The 3640-nt window shown below is 62.5% G+C and carries 2 protein-coding genes; both read right to left on the bottom strand.

Features of this window, described 5'->3' with window-relative positions; all coding sequences use genetic code 11:
• Nucleotides 1-2395 (bottom strand): UDP-N-acetylmuramate--L-alanine ligase (murC, locus tag VN887_10620; protein ID HXT40462.1); only part of this gene is annotated, 2395 nt, incomplete at its 3' end.
• A complete protein-coding gene (gene murG, locus VN887_10625; protein HXT40463.1) occupies nucleotides 2392-3594 on the bottom strand; it encodes an undecaprenyldiphospho-muramoylpentapeptide beta-N-acetylglucosaminyltransferase in 1203 nt (400 codons plus the stop codon). The genes murG and murC, both read right to left, overlap by 4 nt.
• Between the last annotated feature and the right edge of the window lie 46 nt (nucleotides 3595-3640).

The following is a 3640-nucleotide window of genomic DNA, read 5'->3' on the forward strand; positions in this document are numbered from 1 at the left end:
CCACTTCCGTCTGCAATTCGATTCCTCGCGCAGCTTTGGCTCGTTGTTGGATGATTTCGATCAATGCCAGCACGTCCTTCGCGGTCGCGCCGCCTTCATTCACAATGAAGTTGCCGTGAACGTCCGACACTGCCGCACCCCCGACACGGGTTCCCTTCAATCCCAGTTCGTCAATCAGTTTGCCCGCCGGAATCGGACCCGGGTTTTTGAAAATACAGCCCGCACTGGCCGCCGCGGGCTGAGTTGTCCATCGTTTCTGGCTGAACGTCTGCATCCGCCGCTCGACGACTGCACGCGCCGCCGATTCGACTTTCAGCACGGCGCCGAGCGCGATGTGGTTTTTGAACAGCGGACAACCCCGATATTCGACGTTCACCTCGCTCGCCCGGCGCTCCTGCGCGTGGCCCGTGTAATCCATGAACCGGATCGTTTCCACGACATCGAACATCCACGAACCCATCGCGCCCGCGTTCATGCGCAGCGCGCCGCCCACGCTGCCCGGAATGCCTTCCAAAAACTCCAACCCGGTCACGCCGTTTCGCTTCGCCTCCGTGGCCACGGCTTTCAACCGTGCGCCGGCGCCGCAGTGCAGCCGGTTGCCGCTGAATTCCACGCGGCTGAAATTCGGATGCGTCAACGAAATGACCACGCCACGGATACCGCCATCCCTGATGAGCAGGTTGGAACCACGTCCGAGAATCACGAACGGGGTCTGGTGCTTCGCACAAATGCTCAGGATCTCGGCCAGTTCCAGTTCGCACGAAGGCTCGATGTAGAAATCCGCCGGACCGCCGACGCGCAATGTCGTTTTCTTCGCCAGTGGTTCGTCCCGCCGCAGAACGGCCACCGGCGATAAAACCGCCGAGAGCGCGGCAAAAAAGCGTTCCCCGCCCGTTGGCACTTCCTCGCGCAACCGGTCCGCCAGTTCCCGGGCCGCATTCGTGATGTCGCCCGCGCCAAGAAACAATGCCACGTCGCCGGGCTGCAACGCGCGATGCATCGCCTCACGCAATTCATCCAGCGAGCTGATGAATTCGACGGGCTGGCCCTGCGCCCGCACCGCATCGGCCAGCAGCAAACCGTTCACGCCGGGAATCTCCGGCTCGCTCGCGGCATAAACTTCGGTCAGCCAGAGCTTGTCGGCCCCGGCAAAACAACCCGCGAATTCGCTCAGCAGTCGCTGCGTCCGGGTATATCGATGCGGTTGAAAGGCGACGAGCAGCCGGCGTGGAGCCAGACTTTTCAACGCCTTTATCGTCGCCACGATCTCGTTCGGGTGGTGGCCATAATCGTCGAAAAGCCGGTAGCGCACGTCCGAAAACAGTTCCTCCTGCCTGCGCGCCGCGCCCCGGAACGGCGCGATGGCACCGGCAGTTTCGAGGGGTTGGAAACCCAGCTGGTGCAACAACGCGATCACCGCCGCACAGTTGGAAGCATTTTTTTCGCCGAGCAAACCGGTCGTGAATTCGCCCAGGTGCCGCCCGCTGTGCCAGATGCCGAATGACGTCGCCGCCCGCCCATCTCGGTTTGAACCAACCGCGCTTTCCCCTTTCATCTCAATCCGGTATGAAGCGAGAGGATTGAACCCGTAGGAAATCGCGCCCGGAAATTTCGCGAACATTTCGGCAAGGCGCGCGTCGTCGGCACAAAAAACCAGCCGCCCTCGCGTCTGACCTGCGAACGCTTGGAACTCGCGGCAGACCGCCTCGATGTTGGCGTAATAATCAAGATGCTCGGCGTCCACATTCAGCACGATGGCGTGTTCGGGATGGAACTCCCGCAGCGTGCCGTCGCTTTCGTCAGCCTCGGCGATAAAAAAATTCTCGCCGACGCGCCCCGGCTCCTCGCAGAAGTCAGAGGGGGATGTCCGCGGTTCGGACAGGACGTCGGTGCAATAGCGCGCATGGCGCTCCAGTTGCGGCACGAACGCGCCGATGGCGTGGCTCGCCCGCACCTGGAGACGTTGGAGGGCAAAGGTGAGCAGGGCGCTGGTGGTTGTTTTGCCGTGCATCCCGGCGATGCAGATGCCGCGCTGCCGTTGCACGAGCGCGGACAACAGGGTCGCGCGTCGGACGACGGGAATCTTCAATTCCCGTGCTGTCATCAGTTCAATATTGTTCGCACGAATCGCCGAAGAACAGGCGACGAGCACGGGGCGCGCCGCCGGAATCTGATGAGCCTCGTGGCCGGTGTGAATGACCGCGCCACGGGCGCGAAGCCGGCGTGTCTCCTCATTCTGGCAAAGATCCGAACCCACGACCCGATGGCCAATGTCAAGGAGCAGATGCCCCAGCCCGCTCATGCCACAGCCACCGGCTCCGATCAGGTAGACGGCGCCTCCTGAGCCGGCGGATTGCAGGAGATCGCTCACCTGAACTGGAGTCAATGGATTCATGCGATCTGCGCAGCTTGAACCCCTACGTTTCCGGAGTCGGAAAGCCTGGCTGCGGATTCTCCGCCGGCTGTCACCAGCGGACCCACGCGCGCACCGTTCCTGGCCATCGCCTCCAGTATCCGGCCGGCGATTTGTTCCGCGGCGTCAGGCTGGTGCCATTTCGCCAGTGCCTCCTTCATCGATGTCGTCTGGTCGGATTTCTCAACCAATCCACGGATCATTTCGACCAGCATCTCCGGCGTGGCCTTCTCCTGTTCGAGCATGCGCGCCGCGCCGCTTTCGACGAAGGCCCACGCATTATAGAACTGGTGATTGTCCGCCGCACCGGGATAAGGGATGAGGATTGAGGGCACGCGCATCGCGGCCAGCTCGGCCTGCGACGACGCCCCGGCCCGGCTGACCGCCACGGTGGCCGCGCCAAGCGCCAGTTCCATTTCACTGAGGAATGGCCGAACCACGCAACTTACCCTGTGCGTCGCATAGATATCACGGACACTTTCAAAATCGCTCGTTCCGGTGAGGTGGGCGAACTGCAGCGCGGGAAATTGCGCAGTGAGCAAAGGGAGTGACCGGGTGATCAGTTGATTCACGCCGCGCGCTCCCTGACTGCCGCCCATCACCAGAAGCACCGGCCGGTCCGCGTTGAGACCAAGCGCGACGCGACAACCGGCGGCGTCCATCGAATGAAACTGCGTCCGCACGGGCGTGCCGGTGAATTTCACCGTTTGACAGTGCAACCGGCGGGCGGCGGATGGAAAACCGGTGAACGCTGCATCGACGAGTGGAGCAAGCCACCGGTTCGCGCGGCCAGGAATCGAATTTGACTCGTGCAGGAACGTGGCAGCGCCGGCTTTTTGTCCGGCGAGAACAGGTGGCGCACTGGTGAACCCTCCCATAGCCAGGACAGCTTGTGGCGTCCGGACCTTGAACATTTGCCGTGCCGCGCAGCAGGACCTCCAGAACCCGCGAACGAACGCCCCAAGATTTCCATTCACCAGTCCAACCGCCGGCAGCGTCAGCACTTCCACGCGGGCCGCTGATTTCACGGCCTGCTGATCCACTTCCTTGGGTGAGATGAGCAGCGAGACGGAACACCCGCTATGCGCGAGCACGTCCGCCACGGCCAGTCCGGGGAACAGATGCCCCCCCGTGCCACCACACGCGATGGCGACTCTCGGAGCTGTCTCGGCAGACTGCATCAAGCGGTTTGTGGGATTGCCGTTTCTTCGACGTCACCTGATTTGC

It is taken from the genome of Candidatus Angelobacter sp. (assembly GCA_035607015.1).
GTDB lineage: Bacteria > Verrucomicrobiota > Verrucomicrobiia > Limisphaerales > AV2 > AV2.